This is a genomic window from Mycolicibacterium lacusdiani (assembly GCF_021916785.1).
Lineage (GTDB): Bacteria > Actinomycetota > Actinomycetes > Mycobacteriales > Mycobacteriaceae > Mycobacterium > Mycobacterium lacusdiani.
Genome location: NZ_JAKCFC010000001.1, coordinates 232,800 through 255,266, shown reverse-complemented (window position 1 = coordinate 255,266; position 22,467 = coordinate 232,800). Strand labels below are relative to the sequence as shown.

The 22,467-nt window shown below is 69.4% G+C and carries 20 protein-coding genes; 8 read left to right on the top strand and 12 right to left on the bottom strand.

The features are described from left to right. Positions 1 to 57 precede the first annotated feature (57 nt). Positions 58 to 1,335, bottom strand: coding sequence for an ATP-binding protein (locus LOK44_RS01230; protein ID WP_237568149.1), 1,278 nt, complete (start codon positions 1,333 to 1,335; stop codon positions 58 to 60). Positions 1,336 to 1,552: 217 nt separating this feature from the next. Here LOK44_RS01230 and lon point away from each other — a divergent pair, with 217 nt between their 5' ends. The 8 genes from lon (at position 1,553) to LOK44_RS01190 (ending at position 11,416) form a co-directional block, all read left to right on the top strand. Beyond that, complete coding sequence (lon, locus tag LOK44_RS01225) at positions 1,553 to 3,880, top strand: endopeptidase La (RefSeq protein WP_237568148.1); 2,328 nt, start codon at positions 1,553 to 1,555, stop codon at positions 3,878 to 3,880. Between the two features lie 121 nt (positions 3,881 to 4,001). Further along, on the top strand, positions 4,002 to 4,757 hold the full coding sequence (locus tag LOK44_RS01220; protein ID WP_372481148.1) for a DUF72 domain-containing protein: 756 nt from the start codon (positions 4,002 to 4,004) through the stop codon (positions 4,755 to 4,757). Between the two features lie 31 nt (positions 4,758 to 4,788). Continuing rightward, positions 4,789 to 5,136 (top strand): TfoX/Sxy family protein, encoded by a 348-nt coding sequence (locus LOK44_RS01215; protein WP_237568146.1) that lies wholly within the window; start codon positions 4,789 to 4,791, stop codon positions 5,134 to 5,136. 41 nt (positions 5,137 to 5,177) lie between these two features. Next, positions 5,178 to 5,831 (top strand): HhH-GDP family DNA glycosylase, encoded by a 654-nt coding sequence (locus tag LOK44_RS01210; protein WP_237568145.1) that lies wholly within the window; start codon positions 5,178 to 5,180, stop codon positions 5,829 to 5,831. A gap of 60 nt (positions 5,832 to 5,891) precedes the next feature. Further along, positions 5,892 to 6,479: a hypothetical protein gene (locus tag LOK44_RS01205; RefSeq protein WP_237568144.1), complete on the top strand. Its 588-nt coding sequence runs from the start codon at positions 5,892 to 5,894 to the stop codon at positions 6,477 to 6,479. 82 nt (positions 6,480 to 6,561) lie between these two features. Then, entirely contained in the window at positions 6,562 to 7,605 is a 1,044-nt protein-coding gene (locus tag LOK44_RS01200) for an endonuclease domain-containing protein (RefSeq protein ID WP_237568920.1), read from the top strand. After that, a complete protein-coding gene (locus tag LOK44_RS01195) occupies positions 7,602 to 8,273 on the top strand; it encodes a hypothetical protein (protein ID WP_237568143.1) in 672 nt (223 codons plus the stop codon). Before LOK44_RS01200 ends, LOK44_RS01195 begins: the two co-directional genes overlap by 4 nt. Beyond that, positions 8,273 to 11,416 carry a helicase HerA domain-containing protein gene (locus LOK44_RS01190; protein WP_237568919.1) on the top strand — a complete coding sequence of 1,048 codons (3,144 nt, stop codon included), beginning with the start codon at positions 8,273 to 8,275 and terminating at the stop codon, positions 11,414 to 11,416. Before LOK44_RS01195 ends, LOK44_RS01190 begins: the two co-directional genes overlap by 1 nt. Here LOK44_RS01190 and LOK44_RS01185 read toward each other — a convergent pair. From LOK44_RS01185 to LOK44_RS01135, 11 genes are all read right to left on the bottom strand, one after another. Continuing rightward, complete coding sequence (locus LOK44_RS01185; RefSeq protein WP_237568142.1) at positions 11,413 to 11,766, bottom strand: VOC family protein; 354 nt, start codon at positions 11,764 to 11,766, stop codon at positions 11,413 to 11,415. The genes LOK44_RS01190 and LOK44_RS01185 overlap by 4 nt on opposite strands. 150 nt (positions 11,767 to 11,916) lie before the next feature. Further along, on the bottom strand, positions 11,917 to 12,966 hold the full coding sequence (locus LOK44_RS01180) for a substrate-binding domain-containing protein (RefSeq protein WP_237568141.1): 1,050 nt from the start codon (positions 12,964 to 12,966) through the stop codon (positions 11,917 to 11,919). A 77-nt stretch (positions 12,967 to 13,043) separates the two neighbouring features. Beyond that, positions 13,044 to 14,081 (bottom strand): substrate-binding domain-containing protein, encoded by a 1,038-nt coding sequence (locus LOK44_RS01175; RefSeq protein WP_237568140.1) that lies wholly within the window; start codon positions 14,079 to 14,081, stop codon positions 13,044 to 13,046. A gap of 63 nt (positions 14,082 to 14,144) precedes the next feature. After that, entirely contained in the window at positions 14,145 to 15,179 is a 1,035-nt protein-coding gene (locus tag LOK44_RS01170; protein ID WP_237568139.1) for an ABC transporter permease, read from the bottom strand. Further along, complete coding sequence (locus LOK44_RS01165; protein ID WP_237568138.1) at positions 15,176 to 16,777, bottom strand: sugar ABC transporter ATP-binding protein; 1,602 nt, start codon at positions 16,775 to 16,777, stop codon at positions 15,176 to 15,178. The genes LOK44_RS01170 and LOK44_RS01165 overlap by 4 nt, the downstream gene beginning before the upstream one ends. Continuing rightward, on the bottom strand, positions 16,774 to 17,868 hold the full coding sequence (locus LOK44_RS01160; RefSeq protein WP_237568137.1) for a zinc-dependent alcohol dehydrogenase: 1,095 nt from the start codon (positions 17,866 to 17,868) through the stop codon (positions 16,774 to 16,776). Before LOK44_RS01160 ends, LOK44_RS01165 begins: the two co-directional genes overlap by 4 nt. Then, entirely contained in the window at positions 17,862 to 18,626 is a 765-nt protein-coding gene (locus LOK44_RS01155; RefSeq protein ID WP_237568136.1) for an SDR family NAD(P)-dependent oxidoreductase, read from the bottom strand. The genes LOK44_RS01160 and LOK44_RS01155 overlap by 7 nt, the downstream gene beginning before the upstream one ends. Then, positions 18,623 to 19,663: an NAD(P)-dependent alcohol dehydrogenase gene (locus LOK44_RS01150; protein ID WP_237568135.1), complete on the bottom strand. Its 1,041-nt coding sequence runs from the start codon at positions 19,661 to 19,663 to the stop codon at positions 18,623 to 18,625. Before LOK44_RS01150 ends, LOK44_RS01155 begins: the two co-directional genes overlap by 4 nt. Then, positions 19,660 to 20,301 carry a beta/alpha barrel domain-containing protein gene (locus LOK44_RS01145; RefSeq protein ID WP_237568134.1) on the bottom strand — a complete coding sequence of 214 codons (642 nt, stop codon included), beginning with the start codon at positions 20,299 to 20,301 and terminating at the stop codon, positions 19,660 to 19,662. Before LOK44_RS01145 ends, LOK44_RS01150 begins: the two co-directional genes overlap by 4 nt. After that, positions 20,298 to 21,782, bottom strand: coding sequence for a xylulokinase (gene xylB, locus LOK44_RS01140; RefSeq protein ID WP_237568133.1), 1,485 nt, complete (start codon positions 21,780 to 21,782; stop codon positions 20,298 to 20,300). The genes LOK44_RS01145 and xylB overlap by 4 nt, the downstream gene beginning before the upstream one ends. Further along, positions 21,779 to 22,417, bottom strand: a complete 639-nt coding sequence (locus tag LOK44_RS01135) for an SIS domain-containing protein (protein WP_237568132.1) — start codon at positions 22,415 to 22,417, stop codon at positions 21,779 to 21,781. Before LOK44_RS01135 ends, xylB begins: the two co-directional genes overlap by 4 nt. Between the last annotated feature and the right edge of the window lie 50 nt (positions 22,418 to 22,467).

Sequence of the window (22,467 nt, the reverse complement as noted above, 5' to 3'; positions counted from 1 at the left end):
GCCGCAACCCCCGAGCGGTAGGCTCCCTTCTCGCGTCTCCGAGGTCCGGCATCTCCGTCACAGTCGGGTGCGATGGGCGATGTCCTCTTCGAATTCCGCCAGCATCGCGTCGGTGAGCGTGGGTCTGGTGTCGGCGATCGCCGCCAAGTAGTCCTCCGTGCGAGCCGGATCGCCGCGACGATCCTCGATCTCCCGCTCGAAGGCCGACTGAGACCCCTTGCGCGCACTGAACTCGATGTCGGCGGGAGTGAACATCGCGCTGCCGTCGACGAGCCGCCCGACGTCGACCGAGCCGGCGGTCGGACCGAGGTAGCGGCGCCAGATCGCCGCGCGGGCGGTGGCGTCCGGTGGACCAACCGGAATGACGTAGTCGAACCTGCCGGGTCGCAGGATCGCCGAGTCCAACGAACGCACCGAATTGGTGGCACAGATCAGCAGGCGGTCATCGCGCTGGCGAAAAGTGGGGATGAGCTTGAGGAGTTCGTTCGTCACCCCGTGCGCCGGATCGGACGGCTTACCGGTTCGCGAGCCGGCGATCTCCTCCACTTCGTCGATGAACACGAGCACCGAATCCAGATCGGCGAGGGCGGCGAATGCCTCCCTCAGCGCGCCGGCCATGGTGACACCAGGCGTCGCCAACTGTGATGGAAAGAGTTCGACGAACGGCCATCCGAGTCGGCCGGCCACGGCTTTGGCGAAGCTCGTCTTGCCGGTGCCCGGCGGACCGAACAGGATGACTGCCTTCGGCGGTGAGACGCCGTATCGCAGTGCGGCGTTGGGCTCGACGAGCGGCAACACGATACGGCGCTCGATCACCTGCTTCTCGCTTTCCATCCCGGCCATGGCGTGCCACTGGTCGCGCGGGATCAGCTGGGCCCCCAGCGCGGACAGCAGGCCGGAGTCCGAAGCCCCGAGGTGGTCGACCTTCTCGAAGTAACTCAGCCCGGTGCGCTCCTCGTAGCCGGAATTGAGGAGCGCCGTCGTGCCGGTGGCCTTGGGCGACAGCAGCGCCGTGATGCGACGGGCGCCCGCGACTCGCAGGCGCTGTTCGAGTTCGCTCAGTAGCGCGCTGCCGATCCCGCGATCCCGCCACCGGCTGCCGAGCGCCATCATCGTGATCCAGGCACGGTCTCCGTGGATCAGCCCACCGGCCATGCCGACCAGCTGATCACCAACCACTGCGACCACACACGGTTGGCCGCCACGGGCCCCCGCCACCACCTCGGACACGCCGAACGCAGGTGACGGCTCGCCTGGGAGGCGGCTCTGATCCCAGATCGAGATCGCCTGCTCCATGTCGTCATCGTGGAAATCGCGCAGTCGCCAAGGGTGCATGCGCCATTGGTAGCGCGGTGAACCATCCGTGCCATCGCCCATCCGGGGGTTTGGCACGGGTAGACGAACCACCCAGCCGCGTGTGCGCCGCAGCCACGTTCAGCCCTCGGCGATCACCACGCTGGTCGTGGGCCTGCGGCCGCCCGGTCGCGTGGTCGCGGGGAACAAACCCTCGCCCACCAAGGTTGAGCGCATCAGATTCAACTTTGGAGGATTGATGCCAGAACCAATCGCAGTCCCCGTCCTGTTCATCAGCGAGCCGGTCGTGCTACCCGCAATGGTCGTGCCGGTCGAACTCGACGACGCGGCCCGCGCAGCAGTCGACGCCGCCCAGGCGAGCGAGTCGGGCAAGCTACTCATCGCCCCGCGTCTCGACGACCGCTACCCCACCCACGGCGTGATCGCGTCGATCGTGCAGGTCGGCCGCGTGCCGGGCGGCGGTGCAGCCGCCATCGTGCGCGGTGAACGGCGGGCGCACATCGGCTCCGGCACCACCGGGCCCGGTGCGGCGCTGTGGGTCGAGGTCACCGAGGTCGTCGACGACCCAGCGGGCCCGACCAACGAGACCAAGACGCTCGCGGCGGAGTACAAGAAGCTGCTGCTCGCCATGCTGCAGCGCCGCGAGGCGTGGCAGATCGTGGACGTGGTCAACAAGATCAGCGACCCGTCCGCACTGGCCGACACCGCCGGCTACGCGTCGTACCTGACCGACGTGCAGAAGCGGCAGCTGCTGGAGACCGAGGACGTCGCGGAACGGCTGCGCGTCCTGGTCGAGTGGACCGGCGAGCACCTGGCCGAGACCGAGGTGAACGACAAGATCGCCGAGGACGTCCGCGCCGGAATGGACAAGCAGCAGAAGGAGTTCCTGCTGCGCCAGCAGCTCGCCGCCATCCGCAAGGAGCTCGGCGAGGGCGAGCCCGAGGGCTCGGACGACTACCGGGCGCGCGTCGAGGCCGCCGACCTGCCCGAGAAGGTGCGCGAAGCCGCACTGCGGGAAGTCGGCAAGCTGGAACGCTCCAGCGACCAGAGCCCCGAGGGCGGCTGGATCCGCACCTGGCTGGACACCGTCCTGGACCTGCCGTGGAACGTGCGCACCGAGGACTCGACGGACCTCGCCGGGGCCCGCGAGATCCTCGACGCCGACCACCACGGGCTGGACGACGTGAAGGACCGCATCGTCGAGTACCTGGCGGTCCGTGCCCGGCGTGCCCAGCGCGGCATGGCGGTCGTCGGTGGCCGCGGCTCCGGTGCCGTGATGGTGCTGGCAGGCCCTCCCGGCGTCGGCAAGACGTCGCTGGGTGAGTCGGTGGCCCGCGCATTGGGCCGCAAGTTCGTGCGCGTCGCCCTGGGTGGCGTGCGCGACGAGGCCGAGATCCGTGGTCACCGGCGCACCTACGTCGGTGCGCTGCCCGGCCGGTTGGTCCGCGCGATCGGCGAGGCAGGGTCTATGAACCCGGTCGTGCTGCTCGACGAGATCGACAAGGTGGGTTCGGACTACCGCGGTGACCCGAGTGCGGCGCTGCTCGAGGTGTTGGATCCTGCGCAGAACCACACGTTCCGCGACCACTACCTCGATCTCGACCTGGACCTGTCCGACGTCGTGTTCCTGGCGACGGCCAACGTCATCGAGAACATCCCGCAGGCACTGCTGGACCGCATGGAGTTGGTGCAGATCGACGGGTACACCGAGGACGACAAGGTCGCCATCGCTCGGGATTACCTGCTGCCTAGGCAGCGTGAGCGTGCGGCGTTGACGACCGAGGATGTCGAGGTCACCGACGACGCGTTGCGCAAGATCGCTGCCGACTACACCCGGGAGCCCGGCATGCGGCAGTTCGAGCGGCTGCTGGCCAAGGCGTTGCGCAAGGCGACGACGAAGCTGGCGGGTGACATCGAGTCACTCGTCATCGACGAGCCCGATCTCGTTGCGTACCTGGGCCGTCCGCGGTTCACGCCGGAGTCCGACGAACGCACTGCGGTGCCTGGTGTCGCGACCGGCCTGGCCGTCACGGGTCTGGGCGGCGACGTGCTGTTCATCGAGGCGAACTCGAACTCCGGTGACGCGGGTCTGCAGCTGACCGGTCAGCTGGGCGACGTGATGAAGGAGTCGGCGCAGATTGCGCTGTCCTACGTCCGGGCGCACGCCGAGCAGTTGGGCGTCGACCCGAAGGCGCTGGATCGTCAGATCCACGTCCACTTCCCGGCAGGCGCGGTGCCCAAGGACGGTCCGTCCGCGGGTGTCACGATGGTCACGGCGCTGGTGTCGATGGCCACCGGCCGCAAGGTACGCGGTGACGTCGGCATGACAGGCGAGGTCACGCTGAACGGCCGGGTGCTGCCCATCGGCGGCGTCAAGCAGAAGCTGCTGGCGGCGCAACGGGCCGGGCTGAAGACCGTCTTCATCCCGCAGCGCAACGAGCCCGACCTGGACGAGGTGCCCGCCGAGGTGCTCGACGCGCTGGAAGTCAGGCCGATGATCGACGTGGCCGACATCGTCGCGCTGGCCCTGGAGCCGCTGACCGAGGCCGCGACCGTCGCTGCCTGACAACCGAATACCGCGAGCAGACGCAAAATCCCCTCGATCACGCCGAAAGAGGGGATTTTGTGTCTGCTCGCCGGAGAAGGGTGCCAGCAACAAGGGAGGTGACAACCGGCGGTCAGCGGGTATGACACCGGTCGTGACCGTCCGAATCGGCACGTCGGGGTGGTCGTACGACCACTGGAACTCGGTGCTGTACCCGCCGGGCATGCCCGTGTCGCGCCGCCTGGCCCGGTACGTGCAGGAGTTCGACACCGTGGAACTCAACGCGAGCTTCTACCGGTGGCCGAAGGACGCCACGTTCGAAGGCTGGCGCCAGCGCCTTCCCGAGGGCTTCACGATGACGGTCAAGGCGCACCGCGGGCTGACGCACTTCCGGCGGCTGCGGGAACCCGAGGCTTGGGTGGAACGGTTCGAACGCTGTTGGCGCGCCCTCGGTGACCGCCGCGAGGCCCTGCTGGTGCAGCTGCACCCCGCCCTCGCCTGCGATGAGGCGTCGACCGCCCTGCTGGACCGCTTCCTCGCGCTGATGCCGGACTGGATCCCCGTGGCCGTCGAGTTCCGCCACCCGTCGTGGGACGCGCCGGCCGTCTACGACCTGCTCGAGCGCCACGGCGCGGCGTACGTCGTGACCAGCGGCGCCGCACTGCCCTGCGTCCTGCGCGCCACCAGCCACCTGGTGTACGTGCGGATGCACGGCCCGGACGACGAACGCCTCTACGCCGGCTCGTACTCCGACGACTCGATGCGCTGGTGGGCCGATCGGATCGGCGAGTGGCAGGACCAGGGCCGCGACGTGCTCGTCTACTTCAACAACGACGGCGAGGGCAACGCCGTGCGCAACGCATGGACGTTGAAGCGTCTGCTCAGTTCGAGCCCCTGATGACCGGTGACCGGGCTTAGAATTCCTGTGCATGGCGTACGACGAGGACCTCGCCAACCGCATCCGTGACGTGCTGGCCGGCGAGCAGGCCGTCGAGGGGCAGGCCGTCGACGAGAAGCGCATGTTCGGCGGGCTCGCGTTCCTGGTCGGCGGGCACATGGCCGTCGCTGCCAGCGGACGCGGCGGACTGATGGTCCGCGTGCCGCCCGAGGACACCGAGGCGCTGCTGGCCACCGACCACGTCTCCCCCATGGTGATGGCGGGCCGCGAGACCAGGGGCTGGCTGCGGGTCGCCGACGACGGCGTACGCACCACACGCCAACTGCGGGTCTGGGTGCGTCGCGGCGTGGCACACGTCAGGACGCTGCCACCGAAGTAGCCCGCGTTTTGGTGCCCGACCCCACGGGTATCGCAACGAAGATGAGGGATACGAAGCAATTCGTGCGTCGTCTCATCCGGACGGCGGGAAAGACCTACGCCGAGCAGAGCGGCATCCGGCTCAAGGATAAGCCCATGCCGTTGTTCCAGCTCCTCGTGCTCGCCATGCTCGCCAGCAAGCCGATCGGTGCCGACGTCGCAGCCAACGCAGCCCGCCAACTGTTCAAGGCCGGGATGCGGACGCCGCGTGCCGTGCTCACCGGTGACCGGCAGAAGGTGATCGCCGCGTTAGGTCGCGCCGGGTACGCGCGCTACGACGAGAGTTCGGCGACGCGCCTGTGCGACATGGCGCGACGGGTACAGGACGAGTACGACGGTGACCTGCGCAACCTCGGCGTCCGCTGTGGTCAAGACGCCGGGCGGGCAGCCGAGGAACTGGTGAAGTTCAACGGCATCGGGCCGACCGGCGCCGACGTCTTCCTGCGCGAAGTGCAGGTGGTGTGGCCGTGGGTGCGTCCGCACTTCGACGACAAGGCCCTCGCCGCAGCCCGCGCACTGCACTTGCCCACGGCGCCGTCCGACCTCGCCGCGCTCGCACCGCGCAGCTACGCCCAGCTGGCCGCGGCGCTGGTCCGCGTCTCGCTGGACGACGAGCTGCGCGACGAGGTCATGCGCTCCTCGGTCTCCGAGCGATAGGTCCCCCGCCTGCGCCGCCGCGTGTGCGCTCGGGCACGCTGGGTGGCCGATATGCGTGCCATGAAACGAACCGCTGCGCTGGGCCTCGCCCTCCTTGCCCTTGGTTGCTCCGGGCCGGTCGTCGACACCGGCGAACCACCCGTCACGACCAAGACCACGCCTCCGTCGCCGGTCCCGCCGCCTCAGCCGCGGGTGGAGCACCTGGTCAACGGGTTCGACTACGCGGGCCAGGTCAACGGGGCCACCTGGTACTTCTTCACCACCCCCAGCGGTCGGTGGGAGTGTGCGATCGTGCCGCGGGTGACGGCCGGCTGCCAGGCTGCCGGCGGACGGTCCAGCCTCGGCATCACCGGAACGCCGGACTCGGTTCTCGACGCCGCGGGCGAGGAGAGCACGCCGAACGCGATCGAGGTGCCCCGCGACGGCGAGCCCCGCTTCAGCGCGGTGGAGCCGCCCGGATTCGGGTTGGCCGAGGGCACGCCCGCCGAACTGCCGTTCAACCGCGTGCTGTCGGTGGCCGGGTTCCGCTGCAACGTGCAGGAGGCGACCGGGGTGTCGTGCATGTCCGACAAGAGTCGCCAGGGGTTCACCTTCTCCGCCGAGGGCTTTACGCCCGCCTACGTCGACGTGCCTGCCGACGCGCCGTAGCGGCACGACGGCGGGCGGCGACGGCGGTCGCGGTGAGGCACGATGATGACCGGTGGGTCAGGCCGAGGGGGTACGGGTGAGCATGGCCGACGACTGCGTGCCTGCGCCCGCGTCCACCTGGGCATGCCTCCCGCTCGACGGCGTGACCCGCGTCGCGGGGGTGGACCACGCCGCGCTGTCGGTCAGCCTCGACCCGCTCCCGGACGGCGCTCCGGTGGTGATCGGCTGCGACGTGACCCCGGCAGGCTCGGCGGCCGCCATCGTCGACGAGGTGCTCGCGCAACTCGAGATCGTGGCCCGCGCGGTGTTTCCCGCTTGGCTGCCCGGCGGAGAACACCTCGATGGGGCAACCGCATTCGAGCGCCGCACGGCGCGGCGCCTTGCCGAGTCGGTCGCCGCGCACAGCACGCACTACGGTCCGTTCCTCGCGGCGCTTGCGGACGGCGCGCTGACCAACCGCGACGTCGACGGTCATCCCGCCGACGTGCGGGCCCGGGGCCTGATCCGCGTCGTGGCGGCCGCCTACGGACGGGACCGCGTCGCGGTCCTGCTCGACTGCGCCACGCCGCTCGACGACGACGGCCGGATGCACGTCGCCGCGGCGGCCTCCTGGCTCGCCGACCACTCGGGCGCGGCCGTCTGGCTGGTGGGCGCCGAACTGGCCGGCCTCGACCGCTTCCCGGCCCGCCGACCATCGCTACCGGCTTTCGTCGAGACCCTGACCCCGGCGCCGACCGCTCCCGCGCCGCCACCGGAGTACCCCGCCGTCGCGGGGCGACCCCACCCCCGCAGCGCCGCGGAACGCGAACTCGAGGCCAGCCTCGCGCGGTGCGCCTGGGCCGCGGGCCGCACCTGGAACCAGGTGCACCAACCGCATCCGCTGGCCGTGCCGATCCGCGTCGACCTGATGTGGCCCGACGCCCGCTGCGTCGTCGAGATCGACGGGCCCGACCACCGGGGCGCCCTCAAGTACGCCGACGACCGCCGCCGGGACAACTCCCTGGTGCTCGCCGGGTATGCGGTGCTGCGGTTCACCAACGACGACATCCACCGGGACACCGCGACCGTCCTGGCCACCATTGCGCGACTCCTCACCGACCGACGGCAGAAAGGCAAGGCCACGTGAGCGTTCTCCCCGACGAGTTGACCGGAACGGAGCAGGCGGTCCTGCTCGTCCTGATGGCGCAAGCGGCTCCCGTGCCCAATCCACGGCTGCGGGACCTGGGACCCGAACTCAAGAAGGGCTACCGAGACCGGTTGCGCGACAAGGGCCTGATCGACGTCAAACCCGGCACCCCGATGGTCCTCGAACTCACCGACGCGGGCTGGAAGCTGTGTCGCGCCATCTTCGGCACCGACGCTCCCGACGGCGTGCGCGGCCAGAACAAGACGCTGTATACGTTGATGAAGGCGCTGGGCCGGTATCTCGATCACGCCGATCTCGCACTGGCCGACGTCTTCGCACCGGCCGACGAGGCGGCTCCGAGCGTCTCTACCGAAGGCGCAGCGCCGGATCGGGAAGGGACGGACGGGGGCAACGTGGAGGACAGGATTCGCACCGCATACCGCCAGCTCGCTCGTCGTCCCGGCAGCTGGGTGGGGCTGGTCAAGGTGCGGTCCGCACTGCCCGACGTCTCGCGCGACGAGGTGGACACGGCGCTGCGGCGCCTCTATCAGGTGCCCGGGGTGAGCCTCATCCCCGAGGAGAACCAGAAGACGCTGACCGATGCGGATCGATCCGCCGCGGTCCGGATCGGCAACAAGGACAACCACTTGATCGCGATCGAACCGTGATGGACACCGGCCAGCGCGAGGCCCTGGCGGGCCTGCGCCTGACGTGGGCGCCGACCGCCGACGACCTCTGGCACTTGCAAGGCGCCCTCCACGTCGGCGGGCTCAACGAGTTCGCCATCGAGGAGGTCGACGCCGCCTTCTCCGACGCGGCGGAGCATCCCGACTCCAACCCACTCGGCGTGGTGATCAGGGGCCGCGCGGGGTCCGGCAAGACGCATCTGCTGGGCCAGGTCCGCGAACGCGTCCAGGCCCGCGGAGGGTACTTCCTGCTCGTCGAACTGCTCGACGCCACCAGCTTCTGGCAGTCCGCCCACGGCGGCATCCTCGACAGCCTCAACCGGCCCGGCGGCGAGCGCGAGACCCAGCTGAAGGACCTGCTGTGGGAACTCTCGACGCTGGCGCACGTCGGGCGGGCGGACCGTCGATCGCTCATCGGTGACGACGACGTGACACCCGAGATCGTCGAACGCTTCGTCAACGCGCTGCACCGCGAACACCGCGCCACCGTCAGGGAATGCCACCATACGTTGCGGGCATTGGTCCTGCTCGGATCCGGCGACCTGGGACTGCAGGACGTAGGACAGGCCTTCCTGTCCGGCAACGACCTCGACGACGCTGCGCGCGCCGCGTGGCGGCTGCCCAATCCCACGCTGACACCGCAGGAGTCGGTGCGTCAGATCTCCCGGATCATCGCGCTGGCCGGACCCGCCGTATTGGCGATCGACCAGATCGACACGCTGCTGGCCCAGTCGACCGATGCCACCGAGGTGGCGGGCCGCACGGACAACCGCGACCTCGAACACGTCGCCCACGGCCTGATGGCGATCCGCCAGACCATGCGCCGCTCCCCCGCCGTCGTCGCGTGTCTGCCCGCGGTGTGGGAGTCCATCGAAACCCGCGCGGTGGGCACGGTGAGCGACCGGTTCCGGGTCACCGCACCGCTGCGGCCGCTGCCGACCGCCGCTCTCGGCCGCGCCATCCTCGAGCGCCGGTTCTCCACCAGCTATGCCGCGAAGGGCTTCACGCCGCCGTACCCGAGCTGGCCGATCCTGCCGTCGGCGTTCGACGAGGCGCCCCAATTCACGCCGCGTGAACTGCTCAAGCGTGCCGACGCCCACGTCCGCCGCTGCCTCGAACGCGACACGCTGGTCGAGTTGGCCTCGCTCACGGCACCCGACGAGGTGCCCGCGGGCGAACCCCGGGCCGGCGACACCGACCCGACCGGTCTGGATGCCGTCTTCGCGGAGTACCGGCGCCGCGCGGTGCCCGCCGCTGCACTGGAACCCGACGGCGAGGACACCACCGTGCCCGCGCTGCTGGGTGCGGTGCTGGACGCCTGGATCGCCGAGCTGGGCGAGGAGGAGCAGGCGTTCCGGCTCGATCCCCCACCGGGGCACAAGCCGCCGCTGCACGCCCGGCTGCGCCAGAGCCTGGAGTCCTCGACCGACGACGAGCGGCACTGGGCGTTCCGTGCGATCGCCGCCACCAATGCGATCGCGGCGCAGACCAGGATCCGAAACGCCAGCAGCGCAGCGGGTTCCGCGTCCGGCTCTCAGAAGCGGCGACTGTTCCTGCTCCGCAACACACCGTGGCCGAGCGGCAAGAAGACCGCCGAACTGATCGCCGAGTTCGAGGCCGCCGGTGGCCGCACGCTGACGATGTCCGACGACGATCTGCGCACCGGCTTCGCGCTACGGGACATGCTGGAGGACGACGACGCCGGGCTGACGGCGTGGTTGCGCACCCGCAGGCCCGCGCACTCGGTGGCACTGCTGCGCACGGCACTTGGCGACCTCGCCGGCGACGAGCCGCCGCCGGTGCCGGTGCCGGTGCCGTCGGCTCAGGCTTCGGGCGAATCCGCTGCGGTGGCGTATCCGACCGTCGCGGCGTCGGCCCACGAGTTGCCCCTCGGCGTCGACGCCAGCGACGGCGCGGTGACCGTCGACCTCGCCGCACTGCGCAAGCACACCTCGATCTTCGCCGGCTCCGGCTCCGGCAAGACGGTGCTCATCCGACGGCTCATCGAAGAGGCCGCGCTGCGCGGGGTCTCGTCGATCGTGCTCGACCCGAACAACGACCTGTCCCGGCTCGGCGACCCGTGGCCGCAGCGCCCCGACGGGTGGGATCCCTCGGACGACGCGCGCGCCGAGCAGTACTTCGCTGGCACCGAGGTCGTGGTGTGGACGCCGCGCAGGAACTCCGGCAGACCGCTGTCGTTCCAGCCGCTGCCCGACTTCGACGGAGTGCGCGACAGCGCCGAGGAATTCGAGGATGCCGTCGACTCGGCGGTCGCCGCGCTGGAGCCGCGCGCGTTGATCACCGGCAACACGGCGAAGGCGATGCAGTCGCGCGCCGTGCTCAAGGTCGCGTTGCGCCACTACGCGCGGCGCGAAACCCAGGCCACGCTACCGGGATTCATCGCCATGCTCGGCGACCTGCCCGACGGCGTCAGCGAGCTGCCCAAGGGCGCGAAGCTGGCAGCCGAACTCTCGGCCAACCTGCACGCCGCGATGGTGAACGATCCCCTGTTCGGCGGCAGCGGTACCCCGGCGGATCCCGGTGTGCTGCTCACTCCGTCGGAGGGCTATCGCGCCCGGGTGTCGGTGATCAACATGATCGGGTTGACCAGCGACCAGCAGCGCGAGGGCTTCGTCAACCAGCTGCAGATGGCGCTGTTCTCCTGGATCAAGCGGAATCCGGCGGCCGACCGCCCGCTCGGCGGCCTGCTCGTGATGGACGAGGCGCAGAACTTCGCACCGTCCGACCGCTACACCGCCTGCACGCGAAGCACGCTGGCGCTGGTGTCCCAGGCCCGAAAGTATGGGCTGGGACTGGTGTTTGCGACGCAGGCGCCCCGCGGCCTGCACCTGCACATCCCCGGCAACTCGACCACGCAGTTCTACGGCCTGCTCAACGCGCCCGCCCAGATCGCTACGGCCAGGGAGATGGCGCGCGTCAAGGGCGGTGAGGTCCCCGACATCAGCAAGCTGCGGGCAGGCAACTTCTACGTGGCGCTGGAAGGGCTTGCCTTTCATCGGATTCGGACGCCGTGGTGTCTGTCGCACCACCCGCAGAGTCCGCCGACCACCGACGAGGTTCTCGAGATCGCTCAGCGTCCGCTTGCGCCGAGAACGGCGCGCTAGTACTCGACGCGGAAGTCGCCGATCAACCGGATCAGGTTGCCGTCGGGATCTCGTAGCGTCGACAGCAGGACACCCTTGTCGACGTCCTCGACGTCGCCGGGCGTCAGGCCGCGCTCGGCCGCCTCTGCGACGTGGGCTCGCAGGTCGTCGACGGCGAAGTTGAGCAAGCCCGATCCGGCGCGGTCGGCGTCGACGAACACCTGAACCCAGCCACCCGGGACCACCTGCCACTCGACGAGCACGGGCATGGGGTTGTTGTCGGCGGGGCGGCCGAAGAGCTTCTCGTACCAGGCGTTCGCCCGATCGAGATCGGACACCGGGACTACCGACAGCACGTGTTCGATGGACACGATCGATTCCCTTCGTTGAGTTCTCCATACCGACCATGGGCGGGACCGAAACTCATCGCTAGACGAGTATGGGCCCCGTGTACGCATGTCACGCGACGCGCGTACACGGGGCCCACAGTCACCCCGTCGAGAACCTGCCGGTATTCGCGACTAGGGCTGCTTCTGCCCCGGAATCCCCTCGTAGGCAATGTCGCCGCTCTTGAGGTTCGACGCGGTCAACTCGGTGAGACCGTCCAGGAACTTCTGGCGGTCGGTGACGACGTGCTCGAGTGCGACGTCGACGTTCTCCTTGGTGATGGCCGGCATGACGTACACCGGTTCGGTGTTGACCTGCTCACCCTTGACCAGCGCGTTGGCCACAGCCAGGCCCGCCGACAGCTCGACGGTGCCGTTCTGCAGGGAGGTGCCGATGAACTCACCGCTCTTGACGGCGTTCAGCCCGTCCTCGATGCCGTCGATCCCGACGATCGGGACGTCGGTGCGGTTGGCCTCCTTGAGTGCCTGCAGCGCGCCGAGACCCATGTCGTCGTTCTGGGCGACGACGCCGTTGATCTGCGGTCCGAAGCTGGAGATCCAGTTCTTCATCTTGTTGACCGCTTCGTCGCGCTTCCAGTTCGCCGTGTCCTTGGCCAGCACCTTGATGTCCGGGTACTTGGCGAGCACGTTGTCGATACCCTTGCCGCGGTTGATCTCACCGGATCCACCGAGCGGGCCCTGCAGGACGACGATGTTGCCCCGGCCGCCCAGGCGGTCGGCCATCATCTGCATCTCCTGCTCACCGGCGGCCACGTCGTCGGGCTGCACGTTGCCCGCCAGGTCCGGGGTGTCCAGTGCTGCGTTGACCGCGAGCAACGGGATGTTCTTCGCCTTGGCCGACGCGACCTGCGGGGCGAGTGAATCCGCCTGCACGGGAACGACGATGATCGCGGCGACGCCCTGGTTGATCAGGGAGTCGACCTGGCTGGCCTGGGTGGAGACGTCGTTGTTGGCCGAGTTCCACACCAGTTCGATGTCATTGGCCTTGGCATAGGTCTCCATACCCTCCTTGCCGGCGGTGATGAACGAACTCATGTCGTACACCGTGACGCCGATGCGGGTGGTCCCGCTGTTGGCCTCGGTGTCGCCCGCCCCGCAGGCCGTCATGCCCAGTGTCAACAACCCTGCCGAGGCGACTACGCCCAGTTTGGTCGTCAGTCTCATTCGATTCCTTCCTGTTTCGCGATTCGTGGAGCATTTCCTGCGCTGAGCGCGGGAGATGCTCCACGAATCGCACGTGTTTACTGTCCGGGGATGCCTTCGTAGGCGATGTTGCCGGTCTTGAGGTTCTCGGTGGTCAGCGCGGTGAGACCCTCGAGGAACTTCTGCCGCTCGGTGACGACGTGCTCGATCGCGACGTCGACGTTCTCCTTGGTGATGGCGGGCATCACGTAGACCGGCTCGGTGTTGACCTGCTCGCCCTTGGCGAGCGCGTTGGCGACGGCCAGCCCGGCGGCCAGCTCGACGGTGCCGTTCTGCAGCGACGTGCCGATGAACTCACCGCTCTTGACGGCGTTGAGTCCGTCCTCGATGCCGTCGATGCCCACGATCGGCACAGTGCGTCCCGACTCCTTGAGCGCCTGCAGTGCGCCAAGACCCATGTCGTCGTTCTCGGCCACCACACCGTTGATCTGGTCACCGAAACCGGAGATCCAGTTCTTCATCTTGTTGACGGCCTCGTCACGCTTCCAGTTGGCGGTGTCCATGGCGAGCACCTTGATGTCCGGGTACTTGCGCAGGACGTTGTTGATGCCTTCGGTGCGCTGGAGTTCACCGGATTGGCCCAAGGGCCCCTGCAGGACCACGATGTTGCCGCGGCCGCCGAGGGCGTCGGCCATCATCTGCATTTCCTGCTCGCCGGCGGCGACGTCATCGGGCTGGACGTTGCCTGCGATCTCCTTGCTGTCGAGCGCGGCGTTGACCGGCACCAGGGGGATGTTCTTGGCCTTGGCCGAGGCGACCTGCGGTCCGAGCGAATCAGCCTGCACGGGAACGACGATGATGGCGTCGACACCCTGGTTGATCATCGAGTCGACCTGGTTGGCCTGGGTGGAGACGTCGAGGTTGGCGGAGTTCCAGACCAGTTCGATGTTGTTGTCCTTGGCGTACTGGTCCATGCCCTCCTTGCCGGCGGTGATGAACGAGCTCATGTCGTACACCGACACGCCGACGCGGGTGGTGTCGCTGTTGGCCTCGGTGTCGCCGGCGCCACAGCCGGACAGTCCAAGCCCCAGCACTCCTGCCGCGGCGATGGTGACGAACTTCGTTGTCAGTCTCATCTGGTCATTCCTTCTCGTTGTGTCGGTGTTCGGATCGATGAATGGTGAATCCGCGAGGGCGGGTCAGGTTCTTCGGCGGTTGGACCAGACGTCCACGGCGACTGCCGCGACGATCAGGACGCCCTTGATGACGTCCTGCCAGTAGGCGGGCACGACGAGGATGTCGAGGCCGTTGTTGAGCGTCTGAATGATGAACAGGCCCAGCACCGTTCCCCAGATGGTGCCGCGGCCGCCCATCAGGCTGGCGCCACCGATCACCACGGCGGCAATGGCATCGAGCTCGTAGCCCTGACCGAGGTTGGGCGGACCCGAGATGACGCGGGACGCCAGCATGACGCCGGAAATGCCCGCCAGCAGGCCGGTCAGCGCGTAGACGCTGAAGAGCACGTTCTTGGCGTTGATGCCCGCGATCTCGGCGGCGTTGCGGTTGCCGCCCACGGCGTACACGCGCATGCCGTAGGTGGTTCGCCGCATCACGACCATCAGCACGATGATGCCGATGATCATCACGAGCACCGGGATCTGCAGGCCGAGGATCTTGGTGTTGGCAATGGACCCGAACTCGGCGGGCAGGCCGTTGATCGGTGCGCCGCCGCCGATGACGTAGGCGAGACCCGACCCCGCGGTCAGTGTGCCCAACGTCGCGATGAACGGTGGAACGTTTATGCGCGAGACCAGGATTCCGTTGACCGAGCCGACGGCGAGTCCGACCACCATGGCGACCAGGACCGTCATCCAGACCTGGCCCGGGTTGGCCTTGGCCGTGGCGGCGCCCGCCATGGCCGACACCGCGATGACGCTGCCCACGGACAGGTCGATGCCGCCGGTGAGCACGACCAGGGTCTGTCCCAGCGCGATCAGCGCGAAGGGCGCCGCCGCCACCAGGATCGTCACCAGGTTGTCGACGGTGCCGAAACGCGCACTGCGGTAACTGAAGTACGCGATCACCAGCAGCATGATGATCACCATCGAGTAGCGCAGCGCCATGCCGCTGAGCCATTCGCGGGAGAACAGCCGCACGGGCTCGCCCGTCGTCGGCGACGCGACGACGGTCTTGGATCCCTCCTGGCCGCCTTCGGTGTCGAGTTGGGTGGTCACGATGTTGCCTCCGGTGACTGGGGCCGATCTCCGGCCGTGGGGGTTGATGGGCTCTCGGGGTGCTGGGGCCCGTCGAGTGCGGTCGCCATGCGGAACACGGATTCCTGGACGGCCGGGTGGTCGAGTGCGTCGCGGTCGAGTTCTCCGACCAGCGCGCCGTCGCGCATGACGAACGCCCGGTGCGACAGACCGATGATCTCGGGCATGTCCGACGACGCCATCACCACCGCCATGCCTGCCTCGGCGAACTCGGTGATGATGCGGTAGATCTCGCTGCGGGCGCCGACGTCGACGCCGCGGGTGGGCTCGTCGAGCAGCAGCACGTTGACGTCACCGGTCAGCCACCTGGCCAGCACCACCTTCTGCTGGTTGCCGCCCGACAGCGTCCCGACCTGCTGGCTTAAGCCGCTGCTGCGCAGCCGCACCGACTTCATCACGTCGGAGACGGCCGTCGTCCTGGCCTTGCCGCGTAGCCAACCCGCGACGCTGAACGCCGACAGGCGGGGTAGCGATCCGTTGTCCAGCACGCTCATCGACAGCACGACGCCGGAGATCTTGCGGTCCTCGGGCACCATCGCCATGCCGTCGGCGATGGCCGCTGCCGGGGAGTTGCGCTTCACGGTCCGGCCGCGCACGACGATCTCGCCGGACGAGGTGTGCCGCGCACCGAAGATCGCCTCGAGGAGCTCGGTGCGTCCGGCGCCGACGAGGCCTGCGAGACCGAGGATTTCGCCGGACCGAACCGAGAACGACACGGGCCCCGACGCACCGTCCACGTGCAGGTCCCTGACCTCGAGCACCGCTTCCGCCTTGGGGTCGACGCGGGCGGGGAACAGCGCGTCGAGTTCCCGGCCGATCATCGCGGTGACGATGTCGTCGTCGGTCACGTTGGTGAGCGGCTCGTCGAGGATGAGCCCGCCATCGCGCAGCACCACCACCCGGTCGGCGATGGCGCGGATCTCGGCCATCTTGTGCGTCGTGTAGACCATGGCGACGCCGTGGTCGCGCAACCGGCGCACGATGCCGTAGAGGCCCTCGACCTCGCGTTCGGAGATCGCGGACGTGGGCTCGTCGAGCATGACGACCTGAGCGCCGGTGCGCGCGGCCTTCACGATCTCGACGATCTGGCGCAGCCCGACGGGCAGGCTGCCCATTCGCGCGGTCGGCGAGATGGCGACGTCGAAGGCCGAGAGCGTCTCCTTCGCCTCGTCGATCATCGCCTTGCGGTTCAGGAACGGCCCGCGCTTCAGTTCCCGCCCCACGAACAGGTTCTCGTAGACCGTCATGTCCTCGATGGACGCGAGTTCCTGGGGCACGATCGCCACGCCGTGCCGGACGGCGTCACGCGGATTGCCTGGCGCCAGGTGGGTGCCCTGGACGGTGACGTCACCGGAGTCGGCGCTGTACTGGCCGCTGACGATCTTCATCAGCGTCGACTTGCCCGCACCGTTCTCGCCCGCCAGCGCCGTGACGGTGCCGGGTTCGAGGTTGAGCGTGATGCCGCGCAGAACGGGCACCCCGCCGAAGCTCTTGGTGATGTCGGAACACTCGAGAATGGCGGCCTGGGGCGAGCGAAGCGACGGGGAAGGAGCTGTCATGACGAACTCCCCACCGATGCGGCGCCGACCGACACGGGCTCACTGCTCCTGCCGACCGACACCACCACCTTGACGTTCTCGGGGTCCGCCGACGCGGCGAACGCCTGCGCGGAATGCTCGAGGTCGAAACGGGCGCTGATGAACTCGTCGATCGGCACCGTTCCGGAGGCCAGCAGATCGATCGCGGCGAGGAAGTCCTCCCGGACGTACATCAGGTTGCCGATCAGCGACAGTTCGCGGTCCTGGACGAGGTCGAGCCGGACCGGTGTCGCACCGGACGAGACGCCGACGATCATGATCGCGCCGCCCTTGTCGACCAGGTCGACGGCCTGGGCCACTGAACCCTCGATCGCGACGCAGTCGATGACGACGGCGGCCGGTCCCCCCAGCAGGCGGTGCGCGGCCGCGACGGCGTCGGCGGCGGTCGGATCGAAACTGCCGGTGGCGCCGAGGCGTTCGGCCCGCTCCCGCTTCGATGCGAGTAGGTCGGCGACCACGACGGTGGCCCCGGCCTGACGGGCCGCCAGCAGGGCGAACAGCCCGATCGGTCCGGCGCCGATGACGACGACGGGGCGACCGCGCAGATCGCCCACCGCCGCCGCGGCACGGCGCACGGCGTGGATCGGCGTGGCGAGCGGCTCGATGAGGATCGCGTGATCGTCGTCGAGGGTCGGGTTCAGCGCGACGAGGCGATCGGCGGCGACGGTGAAGCTGTCGGCCAGGGCTCCCGGCGTCTGGCACCCGAGGACCAGCAGCTCGCGGCACACGTTGTACCTACCCGCTTCGCACTGGGGGCAGTGCCCGCACGCGAGGTTGGGTTCGACGGCGACGCGGCTGCCGACCCAGGAGTCGTCGACACCGGGTCCGACGGCGTCGACCACGCCCACCACCTCGTGCCCGGGCCGGTAGGGCAGGTCGATGAAGGGATGGTGGCCGCACGCCGCGTGCAGGTCCGATCCGCAGATGCCGACGACCGTGCTGCGCACGCGCACCTCGCCCGCGCTCGGTTCGGCCTCCGGCACGGTCTCGATGACCACGTCGTCGAGGGAGTTGACCACGACCCGGCGGATCGCTTCGGCGGCGGTCACCATGCGGTGTACCCGCCGTCGGCGACCAGCACGGAACCCGTGATGAACGAGGCCGCGTCGCTGGCCAGGAAGACCACGCTCGGTGCGATCTCCTCGGGCAGGGCGTAGCGCAGCAGAGGTGCGTCGTCGATCCAGTGCTGCTTGAACTCCGGACGGTCGACCGGCGCCATGTCGGTCTTGACGTAACCCGGCGCCAAGGCGTTGACCCGGATGCCGAGCGGACCCCATTCGGCGGCAAGCGACTTCGTGAGGTGATGCACGGCGGCCTTGCTGGCGTTGTAGGCCGGCTGCCACTGCGGGCGGTTCACGATCAGTCCGGACATCGAGCCGATGTTGACGATCGAGCCGGACCCCTGCTCGCGCATGTGCGCACCCACGGCGAGCGAGCAGGCCCACAGCGCCTTGACGTTGAGGTCGAACACGTCGTCCCACTGCTGTTCGGTGACGTCCCACGACTCCGCGTGGTAGCAGGTGCCCGCGTTGTTCACGAGGACGTCGATGCGCCCGAGCGCGTCGAGCGCCTCGGCCGTCATCCGGTCGACGTCGGCCTTGACTGTGATGTCGGCGGTGATCGCGTGCAGGTCGATGCCGGCACCCGAGGCCTCGGCGACCACCTTCTGGTTGCGCTCGGCGTTGCGGCCCGAGAACGCCACGCGGGCGCCGGCCTGGGCCAGACCCATCGCGAAGGCCTTGCCGAGGCCCTGGTTCCCGCCGGTCACCAGGGCGGTGCGGCCGGTGAGGTCAAAGGGGTTCTGTGTCATCGAGGATTCACAATCGACTTGAGGCTGGCAGGGTCGGTGTCGCTGTCGAGGGCGTCGGCGACGTGTTCGAGGTCGTAGCGTCCGGTCACCATCGAGTCGAGGTCGATCGCCCCGCTGGACACCAGATGGATTGCGGCGGGCCACGTGTCGGTGTAGCGGAACACCCCGGTGACGGTGATCTCCAGATTGGCGATGTGGCTGACCGGCAGCGCGTACTCGTCGGCGCCCATGCCGACCAGCACGACGTGTCCGGCCGGGCCGACGGCCTTGATGCCGCTGACAACGGCGGCGGGCACTCCGGTGGCATCGACGAAGGCGTCGACCGGTTCGATCGCCGACACGTCGACCGCGGTCGGGTCGAGCACCTCGGTCGCGCCGAACTGCAGCGCCTTCTCGCGACGGGACGGGAGGAGATCGGTGACGACGATGCGCGACGCACCGAACGCACGGGCGGCCTGCGCGCAGAGCACGCCGATGGGCCCGGCGCCTGCGATCAGGATCGACGAGCCCGGTTCCACGCCTGCCTTGCGCATGGTGGTGATCGCCACCGACAGCGGCTCGAGCAGCGCCGCCGCGTCGTCGGACATGGAATCCGGTACGGGGTGGGCGAATTCGGCGTCGATGGTGACGTAGCGGCAGAACGCACCGTCGATCGGCGGCGTCGCGTAGAACTCCATGTACGGGCAGAGGTTGTAGCGTCCGGCGGTGCATTGCTTGCACCGCCGGCACGGATGCTGCGGCTCCACGGCGACCCGCTGGCCGACGCGCGTGGGATCGACGCGTTCGCCGACCGCGGCGATGCGGCCCGAGAGTTCGTGGCCGAGGATCATCGGGTCCTCGACGACGAAGTCACCGATCCGGCCGTGCCGGTAGTAGTGCACGTCGGATCCGCAGACCCCGACCGCGGCGACCTCGACGAGCACCTCGTGCGGGCCGGGCGCCGGGACGGGCCGGTCCTCGATCTCGAGCGTGCCGACGTCGGTCATGACGCTGGCCCGCATCGTCTCGGGCGGGGTGGCGGGCGATGTCGTAGTCATGTCGTTTCCCTTCGTCTGGTGTTCAGCAGAGCGCGCCCGACGACCATCTGGCGGACACCGGCGGCGGCGCACAGCGGCGCGACGTCCTCGGTGACTCCTCCGTCGACGGCCACGGGTAGTTCCGAGAATTGGGCGGTACAGGCGGTGACGAGCCCGATCCGGTCCAGCCGGCAGCGGTCCTGGGTGCCGGGCTGGATGAGCATGACCAGCACGCCGTCGGGTTCGGCGGGCCACTGCGGTTCGCCGATTCCGTCCCATTCGCGCCACACGGCGATCCACGCCGACCCGCCTGCCACCCGGATCGCGTCGGCACGCTCGGCGGTGAAGGCCTGCCATGGCAGGAACACGACACCGGGGTGCACCGCGAGGATCTTGGGCAGCACGGCGTCGACGAAGTCCTTGGACCCGATCACGTGGACCCCGACGCGTTCACTCGGGACGACGGCCGAGATGCGTTGCAGCTCGTCGAGACTGACCCCCGCGGGCAGGCCCTCCGAGACGGCCATCACGTCGACGTGGACGTCGATGCCGGTGTCGGCCAGCGTCTGCGCGGCCGCCACCCGAGAGCCGTGCGCGGCGTACACCGAGCCGGCCAGCAGTCCGGGGAAGTCGGCGTGCCAGGACGCGAGGTCGTTCATCGGGCGCCTCCGTCCAGGACGGGTGACGCGGCGAGCTGGGCCCAGCGGGTGCGTAGCGCGCCGAGGTCGCGGCCGTGTGCCCGGGGCGCCACGCGTGCGCGTGCCTCGGGATGCCACCGCTTGGCGAGGTCGACGAGCCCGGCGCGGTCGGTGCGCGACGCCACGGCGGCGGCCTGGATGCAGGCACCGCGGGCCGTGGCCTCGTCGACGTCGGGCACGGTGACCTCGTCGCCGAGCAGGTCGGCGAGCAGCTGCAGGGTGGCCGGTGAGCGTGCGCCGCCGCCGACGACGGTCGCCGCGCCGCTGGTGTCGACGCCGCAGTCGGCCAGGCTGTCGCGTCCCGACATCAGGGAGAGCAGCGGCCCCTCGACGAATGCGCGGGCGAGTTCCTCGCGCGTGGTCCGCGACGTCACGTCGGCGATGGCGCCGCGGGCATCGGGTCGGTCGGGGGTGCGTTCGCCGTCGAGGAACGGCGCCACGACGGGACCCTGGGTGGGCCCGGCCGCCAGAGCCAGCGCCGAGATGCCCGCCAGATCGGTGCCCAGCAGGGCGGCGGCTCGATCCACGACCCGGGCGGCGTTCAGCGTGCTCATCAACGGCAGGTAGCCGCCGGTCATGTCGGCGACGCCGTCGACCGCACCGGTGGTGTCGAACACCGGGCCGCGCGAGGACGTCGCGACGACGCCGGAGGTGCCGATGCTGAAGTACAGGTCGCCATCGGTGAGGCCGAGGCCGAGGTAGGCCGCGTGCTGGTCGCCGCCACCCGCACCGACCAGGACGTCGTGCCCGATGCCGAGCTGCTCGGCACGGGCCGGCAGCACGGTGCCCGCGGCGTCGGCGGGGCCCAGGACGGTCGGCAGCGTGGCGGCCCAATCCCGGCTTCCCCCTGCGAGTTCGAGGTAGGAGGGGATCCACAGCCCGTCGGTGGCGTCGAAGTAGCCGGTGCCCGAGGCGTCGGAGCGGTCGGTCACCTTCTGCCCGGTGAGCCAGTAGGTCAGGTAGTCGTGAGGCAGCAGGATGGTCGCGAGGCGGTCGAGCAGCCGCGGCTCGTTCTCCGCGACCCACGCCAGCTTGGCGATCGTGAACGCGGCCGTCGGCAGCGTGCCGATCCGCATGACCCAGCGGCGCGCTCCGATGCGGTCGACCAGACGCGACAGATTCGGCGCGCCGGTGGTGTCGTTCCAGAGCTTGGCGGCGCGCAGCACGTCGCCGCGCTCGTCGAGGAGCACCATGCCGTGGCACTGCGCCGCCACCGAGATCGCGCGGACGTCGGGTCGCTGGTCGCACGCGGCCATCGCCATGCCGGTGGCGGCGACGAACGCGGCGACCCAAACGTCCGGATGCTGTTCGGCGACGGGCGGGAAGGCCGGCGGGTGCGGGGACGAGCCGGAGCCCAGCAGTCGACCGGTGGCCAGATCGCGGATCTCGACCTTGCACGACTGCGTGGACGAGTCGACGCCAAGCACGGCTGGATTGCTCACGCGGGTACCACCGGCGCCGTCTCGTCACCGGGTCGGTGACCACGTACGCCGACACCGCCGGCCGGGTGGCTGTCGATGACGTCGCCGACGGTGTGCCCGCGCATCGACATCGTGACCACCGCGACCGCGTCGCTCCACGCGCCCACCGCAAGGGTGCTGGCCATCGCGATCATGTCGCCCGGGTCGGCGCCGGGCGGCGTCTGCGGTAGCGCGGCGACGCTGCCTGCGGCGAGCGCGAACGGCGATGCGGGGCTCTCGGTCACCGCCACGACGTGGATGCCCTTGCGGCCCAGACGTTCGACGAGGTTGACGAGTTCGTGGGATTGGCCGGTCTTCGAGATCGCGATCACCAGATCGGCGCCGGTGATGGCGCCCATGCCGCCGTGCAGGGCGTCCATGGACGGCAGGTACACCGCGGGCGTGCCGCACACCGACAGCAGGTGGGCGAGACGCTCGGCCATGATCCCGGACGTGCCCGAGCCGGTGGTGACGACCTTGCCGGTGACGGCGAGCATCTGCCGTGCCACGGCGACGACGCTCGACTCGACGTTGCCGACGAGTGCGCTCACCGCAGCCGATTCCCGGGACAACACCGAACCGGCCAGCGATGCCAGCGCGATGTCCTCATTGCTCATCTGTGATTTCCGATACTCATGTGTGTCTTTGTGGTGTGGATCATGCAATG